The sequence below is a fragment of the Nonomuraea coxensis DSM 45129 genome, assembly GCF_019397265.1.
Taxonomy (GTDB): domain Bacteria; phylum Actinomycetota; class Actinomycetes; order Streptosporangiales; family Streptosporangiaceae; genus Nonomuraea; species Nonomuraea coxensis.
The window spans coordinates 1,405,501-1,427,194 of the sequence record NZ_CP068985.1 but is presented as its reverse complement, the minus strand read 5'-3'; the positions used below and the strand labels follow the sequence as shown (position 1 = coordinate 1,427,194).

The window sequence follows — 21,694 nt, the reverse complement described above, 5'->3', positions numbered from 1 at the left end:
AGTATCCCCACCCACCAGACCGGACAACCATGCTGCCCGGTGCGACCGTCCTCCTGTGCAACGCTCCCCGTCGAGGCCTCGATCAAGCAACGACTGACTCTGCGAAGTCAAGCTGTACAGCCGAGCCCATCATGGCGGCTCTTCGAACTTGATCGGGGTGTGAGGGTTCGCCTGGCCCAGGAGGCTTGAGAGGGCTCGTGGCTCTCGGCGATTCTTCTTGTTGTCGAAGCAAGATGATCACAACAGAGAAGCCACGAGCATGGTCAACGATACGACGCTGCTGCTCGGCCTGGACGGGGTAACCGTCACGAAGGTCGTCGCCGCAGGTGACGAGGGACACGACGGGCCGGTGGTGCACCTGGCCACCGCCGACGAACGTGCCCGATGCTGTCCTGCGTGCGGGACGGCCGCGGCCCGGATCAAGGAATGGGTGACCACCCGCCCGCGGGACCTGCCGGTGGCGGGCCGGCGGTGCGCGCTGCGTTGGCGCAAGCGCCGCTGGTGGTGCGATCAGGCGTCCTGCCCGCGGCAGACGTTCACCGAGCAGGTGCCGCCGATCCCCGCCCGCGCCCGACTCACGCGGCGATTACGCCAGGCCAGCGGTGCCGCCGTCGGCGACGGCGGGCGAACGGTGATCCAATCAGCGCGCGATCACGGCGTGTCCTGGCCGATTGTGTCGGCTGCGTTCACCGAACACGCCCGCAGGGGTGCTGCCCGCCCAGCCCGCACCGGTCAGCGTGCTCGGCATTGACGAGGTGCGCCGGGGACGTGCTCGCTGGGTGCTGGACGAGGACACCGGCACCTGGAGCACAGCGGGGGATCGCTGGCATACCGGGTTCGTCGATTTGTCCGGCGATCAGGGGCTGCTGGGGCGAGTCGAGGGCCGTACCATCGCCGCGGTGACCGGCTGGCTCGCGCAGCGGGAAGCATCCTGGCGAGCGCGGGTGGCCTTCGTCGCCATCGACATGTGCACCATCTTCAAAGCCGCTGTACGAGCCGCGTTGCCGCACGCCCGCCTGGTGGCCGACCACTTTCACGTCGTGCAACTGGCCAACCAGGCCCTGACCGAGGTTCGCCGCCGCCTCACCGTCCAGGTGCAAGGCCGGCGGGGCCGCGAGGGCAACCGCGAGTGGGAACTACGCAACCGGCTGACCCGCTCGGCCGCCCGGATGCATGGCAGCCAGCTCGATCCGATGATCGATGACCTGCACGCGCTACCGGCACGGCTGGGCCGGCCGATCCTGGCCGCCTGGAACGCCAAGGAAGACCTGCTGGATCTGCTCGCCCTGGCCCGCACTCACCCCGACCGCGCCGTGATCGCCGATCGGCTGTTCCGCTTCTACGACCGCTATGCCGCCTCCGGCCTGCCTGAACTCGAACGGCTGGCCACCACCGTGGACACCTGGTGGCCGGAAATCCTGGCGTTCATCCGCACCGGCATCACCAACGCCGGTTCCGAAGGCACCAACCGCGTCATCAAAACCGTCGCCCGCGACGCCTACGGCTTCCGCAATCCCGACAACCAACGACTACGCACCCGCTGCGCCACCACCCGACGTGCCCGCGGACACCTCAACCCCGCCTAAGTTCGAAGAGCCCCTTTCACCAGGCCGGATTACCCACGCCCAGCTCGCCGCCCTGATCCGCGGACACTGGAGCGTCGAGGTCCTGCACCACACCCGTGACGTCACCTACCGCGAAGACGCCTCCCGCGCCCGCACCGGCACCGCCCCCCGCATCATGGCCGGCTCCGCAACCTGGCCATCGGCCTGGCCCGCCTGATTGGTTGGGCCAACATCGCCGCAGCCACCGACCACTACCCTCGGCTATTCAGCCGGTATTTCGTTCTGAAGATCCATAACTAAAGAAGGTGCCTCCGACCTGCGATGATCTGACTGCTGAGATCATGAACATCGCACAGAACGGACGCACCTTCCGGGTGAACGCTACGGCATGGGACCGCCGATTGTCTGTACGAGGGGACGGCAAGGGGCTCGTCGGACACGCGGGAGCCGTGCTCCTGCGCAAATGCGCTGATCAGACGGGGTTAACCGGAGCGCTGGGCGGTGTGTTCGCCCGGCTGGGCGGATCTCCGGTGTGGGACCGGGGCGTGGTGCTGGTCCAACTCGCGGTGGCGATCGCGCTGGGAGCGACCAGCATGCGGCAGATCGCCCTGCTGGCCCATCAGGAGCAGCTCTTCGGCGCGCCGCCCTCGGACTCCACCGTGCGGCGAGCGCTGGAGCCCGTCGGACAGTCGGACCAGCTGCAGGCCTGGATCGCTCGGGCTCGGGCGCGGGTGCGGCGGCACGTGTGGCAGCTGGTTGCCGCGACCGAGACGGGATTCCCCTGGCTGCAGGTGGCAGGCAAGGTCCTGACCGGCTGGATCGTGATCGACCTGGACGCCACGCTGATCACCGCGCATTCGGGCAAGCAGGGCGCTTCGGCGACGTTCAAGAAGGGCTATGGTTTTCACCCGCTGGCGGCCTGGTGCGCCAACACGCACGAATCGCTGGCGATGTTGCTGCGCACCGGATCGGCCGGCTCCAACACCGCCCTCGACCACGTGCGGGTGCTCACCGAAGCCATCAGGCAGATCCCCGACAGCTTCCGGGCCAAGATCTGGATCCGGATCGACGGCGCGGGCGCCACCCATGAGCTGGTCGAACACATGAAGGGCTTGAACACCACCCGGCGCACCGTCCGCTTCACCGTCGGCTGGAAGATCACCGGCGCCGACGAGACCGCGATCGCCAAATTGCCCGAGACCGCCTGGCAGGCCGCCATACGGCAAGACGGCAAGGTCCACGCGCACGCACAGGTGGCCGAACTCACCGGCCTGGACGAACGCGCCAGGCTGTGGGGCGTGCGGTTGCTGGTCCGCCGCGTGCGCCCCTCGGCCCGCGACGCGGCGCAGCTCACCAACCTGGAGAAGAAGACCGGCTTCAAGTACGCGATCATCGCCACCAACCTCGGGCCAAGCGGCCTGCGCGGCATCCCCGGCAGCCATCAGCTCGCCTTCATCGACGCCGTCCACCGCGACCACGCCGAAGTCGAGGACCGGGTGCGCACCAACAAGGCCATGGGGCTGCGCAACCTGCCGTCCAAGACCTGGAACGTCAACGTCGGCTGGATGCTCGTGGCCAATCTCGCCGCCGATCTTGACGCCTGGACCCGTCTGCTCGGCCTGCACGACGACCCGGAACTGGCCCGCGCCGAACCTCAGACTCTCCGCTACTGCCTGTGGCACCTGCCCGCCCGGCTGGTCTGTCATGCCCGTCGGCGGATCCTGAAGATCAGCGCCACCTGGCCGTGGAAGAACGCCTTCCTGATCTGCTGGCAGCGCCTATGCGTCCTGCCAGCACCCCTCTGACCAGCTCGAATGTGCCCCACCGAGAAGAGAAAGGAGTGACCAGCAGCCGCGCGGGCCCGTGGAAACCGCCGCCCACCGAGCGCCTCGGGCGGCCACCCACACCGCGGCGCATGAAGGAAACAGACGATCAGGTGGAAACCTCCGCCTGTCCGCACAGCTCAACCGGGACGGCCGTCCCCTGAGTCATCGAGGCTACCGCAGCCATCCCGCGGACGGCCTTCAACTACTCGGTCTTACGACATGAGAACACTTCAGCCCTGTCGAGCTGCCGGCTTCTCCTGCTTCCTAGCGACGTTCTACGCCCTCTCCATTTTGTTCGCCTGATTCTGGCAGCATCAAATACGGATGGACGACCTCACCAGGAAAAGGTGCAAACCACGTGTCAGGTCTAGGCAAATCTTGCGGACTTGTACCATCCCATACGTCAGGCACGAACGACAGCATCCGGTGCAGATGCCAGAGCGATGACGACATATAGGTGAGGGAAGCGTCAAAAGCATCCTCGCGCAAATCAAACACATCATCTATCACGGATCCCATAGATGCCGATAGTTGATCACCCGTGTCCGACAGCTCGTCAAGTATGCGTTCAGCCTTCAATTTCAGCAGAATGATTATCAACTGATCCGCGACACATCTAGCTCGAACACGTGCAGGCGCATGCAGCATGTCCGTAAGAGAGATTACGCAGACCAGAAGGCGGCGCGCGAAACCGACGTCATAATAACTCCTGAATCGACGAGGCAACTTCGAGAGTTCGCGTGGAGCCAATGCTCTATCTGCTGTTGTCTCAAATGTCGGCAGATCGTGCAGTAGGCCGCTGATAAGCGACGACGCTGCGTAGGCTACTGCGTTTCTCGCCGCCTTCCGGTCCGGGAGCGAGAAGACGGAATGGGTTGCATATGCGTCATTGGCGACTGCCGACCAAGTAGATAGCGTAGGAAGTCGCATGAGATTCGCCTGAATTATTCCGTCGTCGACACTAGCATCCAGGCCAGAATCCCACAGAGTATTTCCCTCGCCGCCAGCGCCTTCGCGGGCGACCAGAGGAGGGGATGTCAACACATTGAAATACTTCAGCAGTTCGCGCCGATAAGCATCCCATCTCGGCGTGCTACCCCACTGGCCATACAGTGGGTTGTGACCAATGCGTAGCGAGTACGGCTCCATTGCATAGCGCAAGAAATCGCGAGCAAGAGTGCGGAGTTCATTCACTTCGGAGGCAGGAAGATCATCGGTGATCCTTCTTAGTGAAGCAGCCCCTGCATCTAGGCGCGGGTCTTTCTCCAAGGCGATTTTTGCGCTAGCCGCCACGCCAATCTCGAACGCCAAGCTCGTGACACATTCGTCCTCATTCAGGATGGCCAGCAGTATGTCGCGCAGATCCCTCTCCGGACTGTCCGCGTCCTCAAGATACTCAAGTAGCCCAAGGGCGGAGTCGTTTCCAAGAAGGTCGACTTCTTCACTCATCGCCTGAAATCCTCTCTACAGGCTCAGCGGAACTTTGGTGGCACTATTCTACCTATCGCTCCTCTTCTTCCAGGCGGCAGGAACTCATAGTACTGGCCCGGCTTATAGTTCCCTATTTGGAACTTCATATTCGATCTCAGATAGTTGAGTGCGGGAGTATGATATTTCTGCTGAATCTTCTGCTGGTTCGCTCGTTCGGTAGATTTCACTGTCGCTGGAAGGGCGATAGGACGGTTACCTCCATGCATGCGCAACGAATGATTACTCGTTGCAGCTATAATATCGTACATAATATCCTCGAGGCCGCGGGCAGTTTGAACGTCTTCCACTCGCCACAAAATCATCATGCGCTCATGTCCGGGCTTGTTGAGATTTGGCAGCTTACGACTACGATACATAGCGATTCTCTTGGTGAAACCGTCCGCATAGCCTACTTTGAGAATGTCGCCATCTTTATCCATGATGGCGTAAGTGCCTCCGACGTCAGTCCCAGCTAGGCCCACGTCCCCATTGTACGCCAGGGCCATTTTGCCATCGAATCCCGCGTATGCGAGAGTGACGCGCATGGTCAACTCTTGTGTCCACCGAACTAAATCTGCATCCGAAGTCAACTGCGTGCATGTGACCCGCGAAGACCCGCAAATCCCTTTGCGAAGCTTCTCTTCCGAATTCAGTCCCCATGCGATGCCAGTGTCCGTGCATGGATACCGAACACAAATCTTTCCCGCTGCGACCATCTTGTCAATGTAAGCTTTGGCCGCATTTCTGCTGGGGAACGCAATCCTGTACGCGTCCCAATACACGACATAGTCGCCACCTTCATGACACGGGGTGCAACTCCTTCCTCCCGCTCCCATTGCTGGCCTGCTGCCGCGACTGTTCAGTCGACTCCAGATCTTCTTAAGCGTGGCATCGCTAATGGACGGGTCGATCGCCATCAGAGTCTCAACCGTCGACAAGTAGCGTCCGCGTTTTTTCGCAGTGGCCTTCCAGTAGCCTCTAGGGGCGTTCAAACCGGTGGTCGTCAATCCAGCGCGTCTCGCCTCCTCCTCGGAGATGCCTGGGTTCCACTCGGGTACATCAAATGGCGCCAGCGTGCACAGCCCGGCAGCGTCCATCAAGCAGGCGCTTCCTCCCGTGGGGACGTAGTTACCACTACTGTCCGGCACGTAGAGGGTCGAGTGTCCGGTGGGGTCGATGCCGGTGAGGGGGGTAGCGTTGGCGTAGGTGTAGCGGTTGACCTGGACGGACGGGTTCGGATTGAGGGTGGCGGTGTCGCGACTGGTGAAGGTGCCGGTGCCGGGCTGGTACCAGCGGGCGTGCATGTTGACCTTGCCGTTGTCCGGGTCGGTATATTCACCCTGGTAGCCGAGGTTGGCCTTGGTTCCCGTACGTGCGGTCACCGTGCCAAACGGGTCGTAGGCGGTGGAGGCCTGCAGAGTGGTGGTGTAGGTGGCCACTAGGTCACCGTGCAGGTCGCTCATGGTGGCGGCCGCCACGCCCGCGCCTTCTCTCAGGCCGAGTGGGCCGCCTCCGGGGTCTCGGGCGTACTGCGCCTGCACCGAGCCGCCAACACTGACGCCGGCCAGGTCGTTGCCTAGCCCGGCATACAGGTGCGTCTGCTTGGTCGGGCCGGTGATGCGGGAGACGAGCCGGTCGAGGGCGTCGTAGGCATACAGGCTGTCGCCGTCGGAGATCATCCGGTCGAAGGCGTCGAAGGTGTAGCTGGTGGTGGCGCCGTTCTTGGTCTCGGTGGCCAGGGTGCCGCGCGCCGCATAGGTGTAGGTGCTGCCGTCGCCGGAGGTCAGGCGGTTGCGTTCGTCGTAGGTGAAGGTCTTGTCGCCGGCCTTGGTGCGGTTGCCTGCGGCGTCCCACTCGTAGGCGGTGACGGCGCCGCCGGGGGCGGTCCAGGAGGTGAGCCGGCCGGCGTGGTCGTAGCCGTAGCTGTTGGTGCCCGCCCCGGCGGTGCCCGTGGTGGTCTTGGTGTGCAGGTTGTCGTCGTTGTCCCAGCCGTAGGTGATCGTGGCGAGCTGGGTGCCGGAGCCGTTCTTGAGCGTCTGGCTCTTGAGCCGGTTCAGGTCGTCGTAGTCGAAGCTCTGGCTGCCGGCCTGGCCGCTGGTGGCGGTGATGGTCTTCAGCCGGCTGGCCGCGTCGTAGCCGTAGGTCAGGGTGCGGCTGGTGACCGGGTCGGTGGCGGTGGCCAGCCGGTTGGCGTTGTCGTAGGTGAAGGTGGCGGTGCCGGCGGCGTCGATGCGCTGGCTGGCGTTGCCGAGAGCGTCGTAGGCATAAGCGCTCTCCTGCACGCCGTTGCGGGAGATCTTCAGCGGCAGGCCGCGGTCGTTGTAGTCGATGGTCAGGTCGCCGGCAGTGGTAGTGCGGCCGGCCAGGTCGTAGCCGAAGGTGCGCTCGGCGCTGGCGGCGTCGCCGCCAGCGCCGGTCTCATGGGTGAGCCGGTCGAGGTGGTCGAAGGTGCGGTCGATGCGGACCCCGCCCGGCTGCAGGTCGGCGGTCGGGTTGCCGGCCGCGTCGTAGATGTGCGTCCAGGTGCGATCGGCCGCATTCGGGTGGGCGGTGGTGGCCGGCTCGGTCACCGTCTCAGGCAGGCCGAGGCTGTTGTAGCCGGTCCACGTGACATTGCCGCGTCCGTCGGTGAGGCGGGTGCGGGCGCCGGTGGCGTCGTACCCGAACCGGGTGGTGATCGACTCGGTCGCTGACACCGGCTCGATGAGCGAGGTGGGTTGGTTGAGCGCGTCGAAGGTCTGCTGAGTGACGTGCCCCTCGGGTGAGGTGGCGCTGATCGGGTTCCCGGCCAGGTCGTAGCCGTAGCCGAAGGTACGCAGCACCGTGCCGGAGCTGTTGAGGTCCTTGACCGCGCTCTTGCGGCCGGCCAGGTCGTATTCGGCGACGGTGGCATTGCCGTTCGGGTCGGTCGTCTTGACCAGCCGTCCGGCCAGGTCGTAGTCCATCTTCGTGACGCTGGAGATCGGGGCCGGCTGGGTGACGGTCTCCACCTCGCCGGCCGCGTTGACGGTGAAACTGGTCGCCTTGTTGCCCGGGGCGATCTGCTTGGTCAGCCGGCCGGCGTCGTCGTACTCCATCTTGGTGATGTAGGCCGCGCCGGCGGGCTTGCGCTCGATCTGGGTGGCGGTGATCTGCCGGCCCAGGTCGTCGTAGGTGGCCTGAGTGCGGGCGCCGGTCGGGTCCACCTCGGCCAGCGTTTCGCCCACCAGGTCGTACTCGCTCACCCACGTGCCGGCGGCCTGGCCGTCGGGGGCCGGGTCGGTGGTGCGGACCTGGCGGCCGAGCTGGTCGAACTCGAAGGTGGTGACGTAGCCGCGCGGGTCCTTGACCGCGGTCAGCTGCCCGGCCTTGTCATAGGTGTTGACGACGGTGGGAGTGATCGCCGTGCCGCCGGGCGGCGTGTACGACGGCGCGGTGGCACTGGCCAGCCGGCCCGCCTTGTCGTAGGCCGAGACTAGGACGCGGCCCTCGGCAGTCATCCGATGCGTCACATTGCCCACTACGTCGTAGCCAGTCTTGCTGGTGGGGCGGCCTTGGCTGGTGCTGCCCGCCTTGTCGATGCTCACCGTGGGCGCGACCGTTTCCACCAGGCGATCCAGCGCGTCATAGCGCATCGTGGTGGTGTAGTCGGCCGCGGTCACGCCGTCGGCGGCGCCGCGCGGATCGGTGATGGCGACGGCCAGGCCCCGGTCGTCGTAGCGGGTGGCGGTGATGAGGTCCTGATCGCCGTTGTCGACGCTCTGCTGGGTGGGCTGGTTCAGCTTGTTGTAGGTGAACTCGGTGGTCTCGGCGCGGCCGGCGTCGGCCGCGCCGGTGGCGACGCTCTTGACGACGTTGTTGTTGGCGTCGTAGCTGAAGACGGTCTTGCGGTTCAGACCAGCAGGGTCGAGGGTCTGCGACGACAGACGGGCGGCGGCGTCGTAGACGAAGCCGACGGTGACCTTGCCGCCGCCGCTCACCTTGGTGAGCAGGTTGCCCGCGGCGTCGTAGGTGTTGGCCTCCAGCACCACATCGCGCGGCGGGTTGGCCGGGTCGTTGAGCCTGACGTCGTCGCCGATGGTGTCCTTGAGCAGGTTGTCGCCGTAGTAGGTGTAGGAGGTCTTGCGGCCCATCGCGTCCACCCGCGCGGCCAGCCTGCCGGCCGGGTCGTAGGACCTGGATTCCAGCACCACGTCGGCGGCCGGTTGCGGGGTGACCGGGCTGCCGGTCCAGCCCTTCAGCGTGGTGGTGGTCGGCTCGCCGCGCTTGCTGTAGCCGTAGGCGGTGACCGTGCCGCGGGCGTCGGTGCTGCTGGTCTTCTGGCCGAGGGCGTTCCAGCTCTGGCGGGTGATGCCGCCCTCGGGGTCGGTGACCGACTCCAGCCGCCCGAAGCCGTCGTAGCCGTAGACGGTCTTGCGCTCCGGATCGCCGCCGGTCAGGTCCGTGACCGCCTCGGACAACTTGTTGCCGTCCGGGTCATAGCCGTACGTGGTGCGGGCGGTGTGAGTGACGCCGGTGATCTCGTTCTCGACCGCCGCGCCGGTCGCCGTGGCCACCCGGCCCCGGGCGTCGTAGGTGAACGTCGTGCTCACCCCGTCCGGGAATGCCTGCGACAGCTTCGCCGACGAAGTCGGTCGGCCGAGCGCATCGTAGCCTAGTTTTGTGACCAGCCCTTCCGGGTCAGTTTGCTCGGCCAGGTCACCGGCCGCGGTGTAGGCATACGACCAGCTGTTGCCGCGGGCGTCGGTGCGCGTCTTCACCAGTCCCGCCGGGGTGGTACCGCCGCCGACGGCGGGCTCGCTGCCGTCGGTGTAGGCGATCGTGCCCGAGCGGCCATTGGGAAAGTCGAGCGTGGCCGGACTGGTCTGCTTGGTCAGCTCGCCGAAGGCGTTGTAGTCGTAGCTGACGGCGTAGGTGTTGTCGGTGGCGGAGGAGGACCGGGCGTCGCGGACCACGGTGTAGCGGTCGTTGCGCGGATCGAACTTGTCGGTCTTGTTCAGGTAGTACGCGGCGTACGTGGTCTGGCAGCTGGTGGCGGTGCGGCAGGTGGTCTGGCTGATCGCATTGCCGCGCTCGTCGTTGCTGTAGGTGGTGACATTCTGGTTGGCGTCGACGATGTGTGACAGGAAACCGGCCGTGTCGTACTGGTACTCGGTCTGTTCCTGCAGTTGGTCGACGCTCTTGATCAGGGCGTAGCCGCGCCAGAGATCGTGGACGGTGCTGAGCTTTTCGTTGCCCGGGTCGGTCACCGTCACGGTGGCGGTGCCCTCGACCTTGTCCAAGACCGGCTCGCCGAGCTGCCAGGTGCCCCCGTTGGGGTCGGTGTGAGTCTTGATGCGGTCGGTGGCCGGGTCGTAGGTGTTACTGGCCCAGACCCGCCCGGCCGGGGTGGTGACCTTGGTCAGCTTGTTGCGCGCGTCGGTGCGGGCCGCGGCGTAGTGCGCCTGGACCTCGGCCGCCGACAATGCCCGGTCATACACCGCCGGCTCGTCCAGCTGGCCGTTAAGGTCGAAGTTGCCGGTATTGCCGCTCGGCATGCGCCAGTTCAGCGGGCCGATGGCAAAGCGGGCCTCCTCCTGCCAGGACAGTATGCGCGGCCTCGACAGGCTGCCTACCAGCTGCCCGTCCAGATACAGCCGGTCGGTGCCGTTGTCGGCGGTCAGCACCACATGGTGCCATTGCCCGTCGTTGACGGCCGTGGTGCTGGTGATCGGGGTGAACCATTCGGTGTCGTCTTCGGACCCGGTCGGCAGGAACTGGCCGCGGAGCTTGCCGTCAGTGCCGACGTAAAGAGCCGAGTCCGCCGATCCGGCGAGCCCGGCCGAGAAGATGGTGCCGGCCCTGGTGGTCTTGAACCACGCCTCGACCGAGGTCTGACCGGCAAGCCGACCAAGCGCGTCGGCAGGCAGCATCATGCCGCCGCCTTGGAATTTCGCTGAGAGGTCGGCGGTGCCCGCCAGCGCCCCCGGCTGCGCCAGCGTCGCGCCGGTCAGTGTGCCGGGACCGGCGCCCCAGCCCAGGTCGGCGGCCTGGGTGCCGGCGGCCTCGTTCAGCCGCCAATAACCGTAGGCGCCGGAGTCCAGTACGGCGGCGCGGTAGTTCGAGCCGCTGCCGTACTCGTAACGGGTGCAGTCAGGCGCGGCGGACGGCGCGCACACCGTCATCAGCCGGTCGCCGTCGTAGCTGTAGGTCCACGTCAGCGCGGCACCGTCCACGGGGTCGGTGGACACGCTGGTGACATGATTGCCGGTCCAGGCCAAGTGCAGGGAACGGCCGCCCACCGCGGTCACCGCCGACAACTTGCCGGCATTGTCGTAGGCGAGGTCCTGGCTACGGCCCCGCGCGTCGCTGATCTTCGTCAGGCGGCCGTCGGCGTCGAACAGGTACGAGGTGGAGGACTTGTCCATCAGCCGCCAGCCGCCGCCCGTCTGCGGAGCAAGGGTGGCATACATGCCCGGCGGCGGCTGGAAAGTGCCGTCGGCGTTCGCGCCGAACCGCAACACCCGCCCGTCCGGCCACGTCACCAGCAACGCCGGATCGTCCCGGCTGATCTTCATGTCCCAGCGGGTCGACCAGCCCGCACCGAACAAGCCGCTGCTGCGCGGATCGAGCGCATTGTAGGAACGCGCCACCGACAACGGCGGGCCCGCCGCCGCCACCTGCACGTCCATCACCTGCGTGGTGTAATTGCCCGAGACTTGCTCGAACTCCTGGCCGTCCACCCCGCGCATCGCCAGCCGGGAGCTGAGGGCAGGCTGGCGCACCCCGGTGGTGAAGGACTCGGCGCTGGAGACTGTCTGCGCCAGCGTGCCCCGGTCCTTGATAGTGACCTGCCAGAAGTACTGCCTGCCCCACTTCAGCTTGTTCGCCGGCACCCGCCAGGTGTAGACGTCGCCTTGCACGCTCGATGAGAAGCAGCCGGTCAGCATCGAGTAGTCGTTGCAGACCTTGAAGGTGTAATCCATCCCGTTGGCGCTGTCGGCGTACACCAGCAGCAACGGCGTCAGCGTGTCGACCAGCGCGAAATCCAGCGGGAAACGATCCTGGATCACCGGTGAGCAGCAACCGGCGGTGGTGGCCTCCGCCGCCTCGGCCCGTAACGTCCCGCCCGGCAGCGCACGTTCAGGCTTCTTCACCGGCGGCTGGGAGCCATAATCGCGCTGTTCAAGTGGCACAGCACCCTTCAAACGCTGAGCCGCAGCCTCAGCGGATGCCGGCTGCGCCGCCAGCTGCGTTACCGAGGTCGGCACCAGCGTCGGTCGGCCGGCCGCCGTGCCCATCTGCTGCCGCGGCACGTCATCCAGCGAGACAGCGCCGGCTTGCATCTCAGCCACAGGCTGCTGGGCCCGCGCGGGCCCAGCAGCGAGCCCCAGCAGCCCGGGCAGCACGGTGCCTGTCAAACCGAATGAGACATCAGGCTACTTGTGTGGTTTGAGGTGAAGCGTCGCTCTGGAGGGTCGTAGGTGGCCTGTTGATCCACACTCTGGCCGGCAGCGACGGCGGGTAGGGGCGCCGGCCGCGGAACCGCTCGGGGCGGGCCAGGAAGGCCGCGTTCAGCGTGGCGACCCGCTGGGCGTGGATCTTGACGGCGGTGCCGTCGTGCACGGACGCGGGAGTGTGCATCGCGATACCCGAATGACGATGCTCGTTGTTGTAATAATCAAAGAACTGCTCACAGAAGATACGGGCGTCTTCGATCGAGCCGAACCTCCCGGGAAACGCCGGGCAATATTTGAGTGTCTTGAACTGCGCCTCCGAGTAGGGGTTGTCGTTGGACACGCGCGGCCGTGAATGCGACTGATCGATCCCGAGCTGCGCGAGCAGGCCAGTGACGGTGTTCGACGTCATCGACGTGCCGCGATCGGCGTGGATCGCGTCAGGTGCGATCCCGCCGTTGCGCTCGATGGCGCGCTCGATGAACTCCTTGGCCAGAGTGCCGTTCTCGGTCGGCCAGATCTCCCACCAGATGACCTTGCGGGAGAAAATGTCGAGGATGACGTAGAGAAGGTAGTGGACGCCGCGCGCCGGGCCTTTCAGTTTCGTGATATCCCAGCTCCATACTTGATTCGGTCCGTCGGCCTCCAGTTCGGGCTTCTTCTTCGCCGGATGGGTGGCCTGCGCGCGCCGCTCGCCGGACTGGCCGCGCTCGCGCAGCAACCGGTACATGGTGGCCTGCGAGCACAGGTAGGTGCCCTCATCCAGCAGGATCGCCCATACCTGGCCCGCCGACTTGTCGGCGAACCGGGACGAGTCCAGCACCGCCAGCACCTGCGCCCGTTCCTCCTCGGACAACTCCGCCGGGTGATGAAACGGCCGGCGCGGACCTTGCCTGCGCGGCTTCGGATTTCGCTGCCGGTACAGGCTGGCGCGGGCCTTGCCGAGTACCTCGCACGCCTTGGTCGTGCCGACGGCCGTCTCCATGCCCGGGAAATGCTCGTCGATGATGCGGTTCAGGTCTCGTCGGAGTCCGCGCTGCGTGAGATGTCGTCCAGCAGCGCGAATGCTTTTCCCGCGATATTCAGCGCGGTCTTCGTCTTCCCCAGTTCGCTGGTGAGCTTTTCGTTCTTGGCCTCAAGCTTGGCCGCGTCGGCTTTGAGCTTCTTGTTCTCGGCCCGCAGCCGGGCCAGTTCCTCAGATTCCGTGTCCTTCTTCGGTTTACCTGTCGAGGAGGCCAGCGTCCCGTTCTCCTGCTGCTTTCGCCAGTGTTCGATGTGCGAGTGATACAGCCTTTCCCGGCGCATCAGGGCGCCACGCTCGGAGCTGCCCTCGGGCAGAGCGTCGAAGGCCGCCAGGATCCGTGCCTTGTAGGCCGCGGTGAACGTCCGGCGCGTCGGCCGGCTCACCTGCTTGTCGGTCGCCTGACCGTTCTGCCCGCTCATGGCGGCCTGGTCGGCGAGGGTCATCGTCACTGTCTCGATCGTCCTGTCTCGCCCTGCTTCGTATCAAAAGGACTCGTTCATCCCATGTCTCACAGCAGTCTGACAGAGAGGGGCAGGGCGACGAGGAACGACGCTGCCAGGAAAGGCGAACGAGCCCATGCCGAATACCGGCGCATGCGCCATCACACTCCGAACTACAACGACAGACACCGACGGGGCATCAACCGCCGCTCTCCGCTACAGGGCGAAGGTCGCTCTGCCAGGCAGCTCGGAGCCGATCAACATCCGACGATCAACGTAAAAAAATCCGACCTGTCCAGCAAGACGGATGATCATCACAAATCGGAAAACAGACTTATCTGGTACATGACATTCCGTTAGGGACGTACGGGACAGCATTGGGCGCTGGCGGGCTGATCGGCGGCGGGTCGCGCCTCGGGGTCAGGTGGGCGGTGCGGCGGACATCCCCGGCATTCGGCACAATGCTCGTGTGCGCGTCGGATTGTTGGGGCCGTTCGAGGTCAGGGGCGGCGACGGGGGCGTGGTGGAGGTCCCCGGGGTTCGGTTGCGCGCGTTGCTGGCGGCGCTCGCGCTCGAACCCGGGAGGGTCGTCGGGCGGGCGAGGCTGGTCGACTGGATCTGGGGGGAGCGGCCGCCCTCGGACGAGGTCAACGCCCTGCAGGCGCTGGTGTCGCGGTTGCGCAGGGTGTTGCCGGACGGCGTGGTCGAGGCGGACGCCGGTGGTTATCGGCTGGCCGTGGAGGCCGAGGCTGTGGACGTGTGCCGGTTCGAGCGGCTGGTCGGGCAGGCGCGGGGCGCTGAGCCGGCGGCGCGGGCGGAGGCGCTGCGTTCGGCGCTCGCGTTGTGGCGTGGCGGGGCCATGGAGGGGATCGCGTTACGCGACAGCGATCTGTTCGACGCCGCCGTCGCGCGGCTGGAGGAGGTGCGCGTCGCGGCGCTCGGCGAGCGGGTGGAGGCGGACCTCCGGCTCGGGCGTGGCGCGGAGCTGGTGTCCGAGCTGACCGACCTGGTCGCCACATATCCGTTGCGCGAGGGGTTCGTGGCGGCGTTGATGCGGGCGCTCGCCGAGGCGGGGCGCGGCAACGAGGCGCTGACCGTCTACCAGCGAACCCGCGAGCGGCTCGCCGACGAGCTGGGCGCCGATCCGTCGGCCGAGCTCTCCGCCCTGCACACCGCGCTGCTGCGGGGCGAGCTGGGCGGTGCGCGGGCGGACAGCCGCAGGACGAACCTGCGCGCCGAGCTGACGAGCTACGTCGGCAAGGACGACGACCTCGCCGCGGTGGCCGGGCTGACCGCCCGGCACCGGCTGGTCACGCTGACGGGGCCGGGCGGCTCCGGCAAGACCAGGCTGGCCACGGAGACCGCGCGGGCCGCGCTCGCCGGGCTGCCGGACGGCGCGTGGCTGGTCGAGCTGGCCTCGGTACGGGCGGGCGGCGACCTCGCCCAGGCCGCGCTCACCGCGATCGGCCTGCGTGACCAGGCTCTGCTCGGCGGGGCGCGGGCCGGGGAGCCGATGGACCGGCTCGTCGTCGCGCTGCGGGAGCGGGCGATCCTGCTCGTCCTGGACAACTGCGAGCACGTGATCGAGGCGGCCGCGGCGTTCGCTGACCGGCTGCTGGGCGAGTGCCGGGGGCTGCGGATCCTCGCCACGAGCAGGGAGCCGCTCGGCATCACCGGGGAGGTGCTGTGGCAGGTCGAGCCGCTGGCGCTGCCCGCGGACCCCGCCGGGGCCGGCTCCTCGCCCGCGGTGCGGCTGCTGCGGGAGCGGGCCGGGCTGGTACGCCAGGACCTCGGCGGCGAACCGCGCACGCTGGCGGCGATGGCGCGGATCTACCGGGCGCTCGACGGCATACCGCTGGCGATCGAGCTTGCGGCGGCACGGCTGCGCACCATGTCCGTCGAGCAGCTCGCGCACCGGCTGGACGACCGGTTCCGCCTGCTGACCGGCGGCAGCCGTACGGCGTTGCCCCGGCACCGGACTCTGCGCGCGGTCGTGGACTGGAGCTGGGACCTGCTGACCGAGGCCGAGCGCGGGGTGCTGCGGCGGCTCTCGGTGTTCGCCGGCGGGGCGAGCCTGGACGCGGCCGAGGCCGTGTGCGGCGCTGGACTCGGGGGTGATCAGGTGCTGGACCTGCTGACCGCGCTCGTGGAGAAGTCGCTGCTGCTCGCCGACGCGGGCTCCGGGGGCACGCCGCGCTACCGGATGCTCGGCACCATCAGCGAGTACGCGGCCCACCGGCTCGCCGAGGCCGGCGAGGACGAGGCGGCGCGGCGGGCGCATCTCGCGTACTTCACCGAGCTGGCCGCGACCGCCGACCCGCACCTGCGCGGCGCCGGGCAGCTGGAGTGGTTGTCCCGGCTGGACGCCGAACGCGACAACATCAGCGCGGCCCTGCGCGGGGCGATCGCCGAGGGCTGGGCCGAGGAGGCGATGCGGCTGGTCGGGGCCGTCGGCTGGTACTGGTTCCTGCGGGGGCACCGGGTGGAGGCCATCGAGCTGAGCATCGCGGCGGCCTCCCTGCCCGGCGAGGTGCCGGACGACGTGCGGGCGCTGGCGTACACGATCGTGGCGTTCTTCATGACCTCAGGGCCCTACCGCGACCAGTTCCAGGCGCGGGAGTGGATCCAGGAGGCGCACCGGCTCAGCCGCCACGGCTACCGCAACCCGCTGATCGGGTTCGTCGAGCCGCTGGAGCGGCTGGTGCGGGAGCCGGCGGGGTTCCTGTCCGCGTTCGAGCCGCTGATCGGCGACGACGACCCGTGGGTACGCGCGCAGGCGCGGCTCTCGCGCGGCCGGCTGCGGCTCACGGTCGGCGGCGACGAGACCGACGTGGACACCGACTTCGAGACCTCCCTCGCCGAGTTCCGCGCGCTCGGCGACCGGTGGGGGATCTCGCTGGCGCGGACCTACCTGGGCGACCGGCTCGCCCTGCGCGGTGAGCTCGGCCGCGCGTGCGAGCACTACGGGGAGGCGGCCGCGGCGCTGGAGGAGGTGGGCGCGCCCGAGGACGTGATCGTCCTGCGGGCGCGGCAGGCGCAGCTCCGCTGGCTGCTCGGCGACGAACGGGCCGGCGCGGAGGCGATGGCCGACGCGGAGCGGCGCGCGGGCGGGCTCGCCTGGCCGGGGGTGCTCGCCGACCTGGCGCTCGCCAAGGCGCAGCTGGCCCGCTGGCGCGGCGAGCCGGACCAGGCGCGCCGGGAGCTGGCCGCCGTGGGGGGCGCGGGTGCCGACGCGGAGGTCGCCGTCTCCTTCCGTGCCTTGGCCATGGATCTGTACGGCTACCTCGCCGAGGATCTGGAGGAGGCGCGCGCGTACCGCCGTGAGGCGTTCGAGGCGGCAGCCGAGGCGTCGTACCCGCCGCTGATCGCCGCGGTGCTGGTCGGGATCGCGGATCTCGCGCTGCGCCAGGGGCGGCACGAGGAGGCCGCGCGGCTGCTCGCGGCGAGCGAGGCCGTGCGCGGCACGCCGGACCACTCGCAGCCGGACGCCGCGAGGATCGCCGCGGACGTACGGGGCCGCCTCGGGGAGGCGGGGTTCGCCGAGGCGGCCCGCGAGGGCCGGCTGCGGGACTGGCGGGAGCTGGCGGAGCTCGCCCTCGCTCCGTGAGCGCGCGTCAGAGACCGTGCTCGCCGGCGTAGCGGGCGGCCTCGACGCGGTTGCGTACGCCGATCTTGGCGAAGGCGTTGTTGATGTGCGTCTTCACCGTGGCCTCGCCGATGAACAGCGTCCCGGCGATCTCCTGGTTGGTCAGGCCACGGGCGATCAGTGCGAGCACCTCGGCCTCGCGGGCGGTCAGCCCGTCGGGCAGCGCGGCGCGGGCACGCGGGGGCGGCTCGTCCAGGGCGGCCACCAGGCGGGCGGACACCCTGGCGTCGAACGTGGACTGGCCCGTGGCGGCCGAGCGGAGCGCCGCCCCTATCTCGGCGCGACCGGCGTCCTTGGTGAGGTAGCCGCGCGCGCCCGCCTTGAGCGCCTGGACGATGGACTCGTCGTCGGTGTACGTGGTCAGGACGACGACCGCGGTGCCCGGATGCTCCCGGGTGATCCTGCGGGTGGCCTCGACGCCGTCCATCACGGGCATGCGCAGGTCCATCAGGACGACGTCCGCGGGCCGGTCGGCGAGCAGGTGGAGCGCCGCCTGGCCGTCCGCCGCGGTGCCCACCACCTCCACGTCGCCGAGCAGCCCGAGCAGGGCGGCCAGCCCTTCGCGGATGAGCTGCTGGTCGTCCACCACGGCCACCGTGATCATTCCCGCACCTCGGCCGTCACCAGCCACCGCTCCCCCTCCCGGCCGCAGGTCAGTGCGCCGCCGGCCAGCGCCAGGCGTTCCCGCATCCCGGTGAGGCCGAACCCCGGCGTCCCTGGCGGGCCACCGGTGAGCGCGTTGGCGACGCGGAGGCGCACCCGGTCGGCGGTGAAGGCCAGCTCCAGGTGGACGGGGGCGCCGGGCGCGTGTTTGGCCGCGTTCGTCAGGGCCTCGCGCGCGGTGGCGAGCAGCGACACGGTCGCGGCCGACGACAGCGGCCGGGGCGGGCCGCTCCGCTCGAAGCGTACGGGGGAACGGTGGTCGTCCTCGTGGGTCCTGGCGAGCCCGCCGAGCGCGTCGGACAGCGTGGGGACGTCCTGGCGCAGCGCCGCGACCGCGTTGCGGGCCTCGGCCAGCCCTTCACCGGCCAGTCTGCGGGCGCGGGCGATCGTGTCGATCGCTCCCGGGACGTCGCGGCGCTCCTCCAGCACGGCCTGCGCGAGCTCGAGCTGGACGCCGAGCGCGCCGAGCGAGTGGGCCAGCACGTCGTGGATCTCGCGGGCGATCCTGGTGCGCTCGTGGAGCGCCGCCGCGCGGGCTTGGACGGCAAGCGTGCGGCGGGTCTGTTCGAGCAGCAGCTCCGCCTGGCGGGCCTGGACGACGTGCTGGCGGTGGTTGACGCCGATGAGCGCCACCGCGAGCAGCAGCACCGCCTGCTCGGAGGCGTCGGCGAGCGTGTCCTGGCCGAGGATCGCCAGCACGATGGCGACGCCGGTCGTCACCATGATCACGGTCACCGGCGGCGCCGCGAGTGCGGCGAACCTGGCCAGGAAGATGCAGGTCAGGATGACGGCGGAGCTGTCGGCTGCCGGGCCGAGCGCCGCCGCCGACACCAGCGTGGCCGCCGCCAGGAACGCCGCCGCCGGCGCGGGGCGTCGCGGGTCGAGCGCCACGAACGCCAGCCAGCAGCCGGCCGCGGTCCCGTACAGGACCCAGACCAGGGGCGTCCCCTCGCGCGCTGTGAGCAGGGTGGCGGCCACGATGAGCGTGCCGAACACCTGCACGACCAGCCAGCCGGGCGCGATGGTGTCGGGCAGCGCCCACCTTCCGCGGGTCTCGGGCATCTGCTGATTCCACCAGATCAGCGCAGGCTGGTGATGAGCTCGACGAGGATCAGCCGGTACGCGATGAACCCCACCACCACGACGATCCCGAGCGCCGCCAGTGCGATCCAGCTCCTGCCACCCATGTTGTGCCTCCCTGTGTGCCGGGTCGTTCTCCTTCGTGACCTGGAACGTTAGGGATCGGGGTGGGTGGAGCGGCACCACCGGACGGTGGAGACGGGGGTGGAGAGGCGCTGGCGCTATATTCAGAAAGGGGGACAAAAGCCCCGAGGAGGGAGAATCCTCATGCCTGGCAACAAAGGCGTCAAGTACGAAGGCCCAGGCAAGGTCGAGGTCCACGAGATCGACTATCCGGAATTCACGCTGCAGGACGGCCCCGGCGTGAACCCCGGCAACGTAGGCCGCAAACTGCCGCACGCCGCGATACTCAAGTCGGTCGCCACCAACATCTGCGGCAGCGACCAGCACATGGTGCGAGGTCGCACCACGGCGCCGCCCGGCCTCGTCCTAGGGCACGAGATCACCGGTGAGGTCGTCGAGACCGGCCCCGACGTGGAGTTCATCAAGAACGGTGACCTGGTGTCCGTGCCGTTCAACATCGCCTGCGGGCGCTGTCGCAACTGCAAGGAGGGCAAGACCGGCATCTGCGAGAACGTCAACCCCGACCGGCCCGGCTCGGCGTACGGTTACGTCGACATGGGCGGCTGGGTGGGCGGGCAGGCCCAGTACGTCCTCGTCCCGTACGCGGACTGGAACCTGCTCAAGTTTCCCGACAAGGACCGGGCGATGGAGAAGATCCTCGACCTGGCCATGCTCTCCGACATCTTCCCGACCGGTTTCCACGGCTGCGTGACCGCCGGGGTGGGGCCGGGTTCGACGGTCTACGTCGCCGGCGCGGGCCCGGTCGGGCTGGCCGCCGCGACGTCGGCGTTCCTGCTCGGGGCCGCCGTGGTCATCGTCGCCGACCTGAACGAGCAGCGCCTCGCCCAGGCCCGCAGCTTCGGCTGCGAGACCGTGGACGTCACGAAGGGCGACCCGAGGGACCAGATCGAGCAGATACTAGGCGTGCCGGAGGTGGACTGCGGCGTGGACGCGGTCGGCTTCGAGGCGCGCGGCCACGGCCGCGAGGCGGAGTCGGAGCGTCCCGCCACCGTGCTCAACACGCTCATGGACGTCACCAGGGCGGGCGGCGCGCTCGGCATTCCCGGCCTGTACGTGACGGGCGACCCGGGCGCCGCCGACGAGGCGGCCCGGCAGGGGTCGTTGTCCATCCGCATCGGCCTGGGCTGGGCGAAGTCGCACAGCCTCGCCACCGGGCAGTGCCCCGTCATGCGCTACAACCGCCAGCTCATGCAGGCGATCCTGCACGACCGGGTGCAGATCGCGAAGGCGGTCAACGCCACGCCGATCCCGCTGGAGGAGGCGCCGCGCGGATACCACGAGTTCGACGAGGGCGCGGCACGCAAGTACGTCCTCGACCCGAACGGCATGCTGCCCAAGGCGGCGTGACGCCGGCGTCCGGACAGGTTTAGTCATGCTTTTCCCGACGAATCATCAATAACAGCCTCATTGCATTGCATTTCCGGCATTGCTTTGAGGGGATTCGTACCATTACAACCCCTTCTGAAGACTGGAGGGGTTGTATGGCGGGAATGACTGGCCGGCGCGTGATCCGGGTGCTGGCGGCGGCCTTGGGGGGCGCCGTCGCGGCCGGGGTCGTGGTCGGCGGAGCGGCACGGCTGCTGATGAGCCTGATCACGATCGCGGCGGCCGAGGAGAGCACCTTCACGCTGGGCGGCTCGCTGGGCGTCGTGCTCGTGTTCACCGTGCTCGCCGCGCCCGCCGCGCTGACCGCGACCGCCCCGGCGGCGGTGCGGGTGGGCGGACGGTGGGTGACCGCCGCCCTCACCGGGTTCGGCGTGGCCACCACCGGCTTCTCGGACGGCGCGGCCATCATCCTGGCGCCCGACTCGCGCATGACGCTCATCGCGATCCTGGTCGTCGGGTTCGGCGCCGTCGTGGTCGCGGAGGGCATGCTGGCCCAGTACGCCGCCCGCCGCCTCGCCGGTGACGCCCCCCGCCCGGCCGCCGCCGAACCGGAGCCCGCCCTGGCCTGACCCGGCTCCCGCGGTCCGGCCGGCAGCGTCGGCGATTCTGTCGGAGCCGGTCGTTACCGTCCCGCCCATGATCGCTTCTTCGGACGTGGCGGCGTGGTGCGGCCAGGTGACCGCATGAATCCCTGGCAGGAGGTCCTCGACCGCATCGAGGCGGGCGACGACCAGGACCTGGCGACATTCCTGGACGGCCTGAGCGACCTCGGCAGACGGGCGGTCGCCGTGCAGCTTCCCGGGCACATGGCCGAGGAACTGCGCGGCGGGTTCCTCGCCCGGGTCGACATCGAGGGCCTGGCGACCGGCTACCGGCTGGCCGGAGCGGCCTGCTTCACCGGGGCCAGCAGGTCGCGGCCTGGCTCGACCGCAGGGAGCTGCGCCGGCCGCGCGATCCCGGGCGGGACACCGCCCTCCTCCTCCCGCTGCTGCGCCGCCGCCCCCTGGAGTGGCGGCGCGACCTCGCCGCCCGGCT

At 68.5% G+C, this 21,694-nt stretch carries 12 protein-coding genes; 6 read left to right on the top strand and 6 right to left on the bottom strand.

Annotated features, from left to right (window positions below; all coding sequences use genetic code 11):
- The first annotated feature begins 259 nt into the window (after positions 1–259).
- The 3 genes from Nocox_RS07020 (at position 260) to Nocox_RS07010 (ending at position 3,370) form a co-directional block, all read left to right on the top strand.
- Positions 260–751, top strand: coding sequence for a transposase family protein (locus tag Nocox_RS07020; protein ID WP_211212716.1), 492 nt, complete (start codon positions 260–262; stop codon positions 749–751).
- Positions 708–1,586, top strand: coding sequence for an ISL3 family transposase (locus Nocox_RS07015; protein WP_211212717.1), 879 nt, complete (start codon positions 708–710; stop codon positions 1,584–1,586). The genes Nocox_RS07020 and Nocox_RS07015 overlap by 44 nt, the downstream gene beginning before the upstream one ends.
- A 320-nt stretch (positions 1,587–1,906) precedes the next feature.
- Complete coding sequence (locus Nocox_RS07010) at positions 1,907–3,370, top strand: IS1380 family transposase (protein ID WP_084685951.1); 1,464 nt, start codon at positions 1,907–1,909, stop codon at positions 3,368–3,370.
- A 285-nt stretch (positions 3,371–3,655) separates the two neighbouring features.
- Here the strand turns inward: Nocox_RS07010 and Nocox_RS07005 are convergent, their stop codons facing one another.
- The 4 genes from Nocox_RS07005 to Nocox_RS06990 are packed head-to-tail and all read right to left on the bottom strand — an operon-like array spanning position 3,656 to position 13,749.
- The gene (locus Nocox_RS07005) at positions 3,656–4,840 is read right to left on the bottom strand and encodes a hypothetical protein (RefSeq protein WP_157383488.1); all 1,185 of its coding nucleotides are present in this window, start codon (positions 4,838–4,840) and stop codon (positions 3,656–3,658) included.
- Between the two features lie 23 nt (positions 4,841–4,863).
- Positions 4,864–12,228, bottom strand: a complete 7,365-nt coding sequence (locus Nocox_RS07000) for a LamG-like jellyroll fold domain-containing protein (protein ID WP_084685955.1) — start codon at positions 12,226–12,228, stop codon at positions 4,864–4,866.
- A gap of 25 nt (positions 12,229–12,253) precedes the next feature.
- Positions 12,254–13,261, bottom strand: coding sequence for an IS3 family transposase (locus Nocox_RS06995; protein ID WP_219495485.1), 1,008 nt, complete (start codon positions 13,259–13,261; stop codon positions 12,254–12,256).
- A 29-nt stretch (positions 13,262–13,290) separates the two neighbouring features.
- Positions 13,291–13,749, bottom strand: a complete 459-nt coding sequence (locus tag Nocox_RS06990; RefSeq protein ID WP_219495483.1) for a hypothetical protein — start codon at positions 13,747–13,749, stop codon at positions 13,291–13,293.
- Between the two features lie 460 nt (positions 13,750–14,209).
- Between Nocox_RS06990 and Nocox_RS06985 the strand changes: the two genes are divergently transcribed.
- Positions 14,210–17,347 (top strand): ATP-binding protein, encoded by a 3,138-nt coding sequence (locus Nocox_RS06985; protein WP_026213986.1) that lies wholly within the window; start codon positions 14,210–14,212, stop codon positions 17,345–17,347.
- A 7-nt stretch (positions 17,348–17,354) separates the two neighbouring features.
- Here the strand turns inward: Nocox_RS06985 and Nocox_RS06980 are convergent, their stop codons facing one another.
- Together Nocox_RS06980 and Nocox_RS06975 are read right to left on the bottom strand one after the other, a co-directional pair.
- A complete protein-coding gene (locus Nocox_RS06980; protein WP_020541526.1) occupies positions 17,355–17,990 on the bottom strand; it encodes a response regulator in 636 nt (211 codons plus the stop codon).
- The gene (locus Nocox_RS06975) at positions 17,987–19,111 is read right to left on the bottom strand and encodes a sensor histidine kinase (RefSeq protein WP_020541525.1); all 1,125 of its coding nucleotides are present in this window, start codon (positions 19,109–19,111) and stop codon (positions 17,987–17,989) included. Before Nocox_RS06975 ends, Nocox_RS06980 begins: the two co-directional genes overlap by 4 nt.
- Before the next feature lie 285 nt (positions 19,112–19,396).
- Between Nocox_RS06975 and fdhA the strand changes: the two genes are divergently transcribed.
- Positions 19,397–20,620, top strand: a complete 1,224-nt coding sequence (fdhA, locus tag Nocox_RS06970; RefSeq protein ID WP_020541523.1) for a formaldehyde dehydrogenase, glutathione-independent — start codon at positions 19,397–19,399, stop codon at positions 20,618–20,620.
- A 134-nt stretch (positions 20,621–20,754) separates the two neighbouring features.
- A complete protein-coding gene (locus Nocox_RS06965; RefSeq protein ID WP_157382855.1) occupies positions 20,755–21,228 on the top strand; it encodes a hypothetical protein in 474 nt (157 codons plus the stop codon).
- The last annotated feature ends 466 nt before the right edge of the window (positions 21,229–21,694 follow it).